Annotated in this window: 1 protein-coding gene; it reads right to left on the bottom strand. The window is 43.5% G+C overall.

Annotated elements, in window-relative coordinates; genetic code table 11:
• Positions 1 to 12: 12 nt before the first annotated feature.
• Positions 13 to 1,050 (bottom strand): IS110 family RNA-guided transposase, encoded by a 1,038-nt coding sequence (locus tag GARC_RS04280; protein WP_039988729.1) that lies wholly within the window; start codon positions 1,048 to 1,050, stop codon positions 13 to 15.
• Between the last annotated feature and the right edge of the window lie 80 nt (positions 1,051 to 1,130).

Genomic DNA, 1,130 nt, shown 5'->3' with positions numbered 1-1,130 from the left:
ATTTTATAAACACTAAGCGGCTAACATCGATGGTTGATAATCCGTACCATTTTTGAGCATGGCATAGGCCGTTCTCACATTTTTATTGGCTAAGGCGATGGCGGCGACTTTTTTGCCTCGTCTTGCAACAATATCTTTGACCCATACTTCTTTTGTTGTACGGGCTTCTCGTTTATCTAATTGCCTGATAACGGCCATGGAGCCCTCAAATAAGGTGCTTCGTAAACCTTTACAGCCTGATGATTTGGATATGGAGCCAATCTTGTCTTTTCCTCCACTACTATGTTGAATGGGGGTTACCCCCACACAAGCAGCCGCTTCTCGGCTATTTCTAAAATGTTCGACAGTATTCAAGGTGAGTTTGAGTGCGATGGCGTTAACAGGCCCAATACCTTCTAGTTTCTGTAGCCGTTGGCATGTCTCATCTGCCTTTATTTGTGTGGCCAGACGGGCATCGATATCAGCTAAACGGGCAAGCAGTTGGTTTAAATGTTTTCTTTGTGACTCGATGGCCATTCTAAAATCCATGCCTAAACTATTTTCAGCATCTTCCAATATTTCAGATAACGCTCCGAATAATGCACTGTCACCTTTTGGAATAGGAAAGCCAAAATCTAATAGTAAATCTCGAATTTGTTTCGCTGTCGCCACTTTCTGCGTCACTAACAACTCTCGAATGCGCACTAGCCCTTGTTGACATTGATTTTCTATACTCAGCAGGCGTGTTGATTTGACTTGAGGTTGCAATGCCGCGATAGCAATTGCTGCCGCATCGTTAGCATCTGTTTTTTGACCTTGTCTAAATGCTTTGACTCGCCTGGCTGACATGCTTTTTACTTTGTGACCGTGCTCAATCGCATAACGGGCCCAGTAATGCGTGCCGCCACATGCTTCCATCGCAACCAAGGACATCGGCTCTCTAATCAGTAGTTCCTGCAATTTCTTTCTAGTGAAGGATTTGTTGTAAATAACCTTCCCTCTAGAATTGGTTTTACATACTTGAAAAACATTCTTTGCTAAATCTATCGCTAACACATTAAAATCGGCCATGTATGGGCTCCTGTTGGTAAAAGTTTGCTTACTTATTACGCTATCCCCCTAGGGGGAGGGAGTCCATACATCTCTGTGGT

The sequence above is a fragment of the Paraglaciecola arctica BSs20135 genome (genome assembly GCF_000314995.1).
Taxonomy (GTDB): domain Bacteria; phylum Pseudomonadota; class Gammaproteobacteria; order Enterobacterales; family Alteromonadaceae; genus Paraglaciecola; species Paraglaciecola arctica.
The sequence above is the reverse complement of the archived record's forward strand: the minus strand, read 5'-3'. Positions and strand labels throughout refer to the sequence as shown.

Excerpts from the sequence above, each read along its gene's own strand:
- GARC_RS04280 (WP_039988729.1), bottom strand. The coding sequence starts at position 1,050 with ATGGCCGATTTTAATGTGTTAGCGATAGATTTAGCAAAGAATGTTTTT.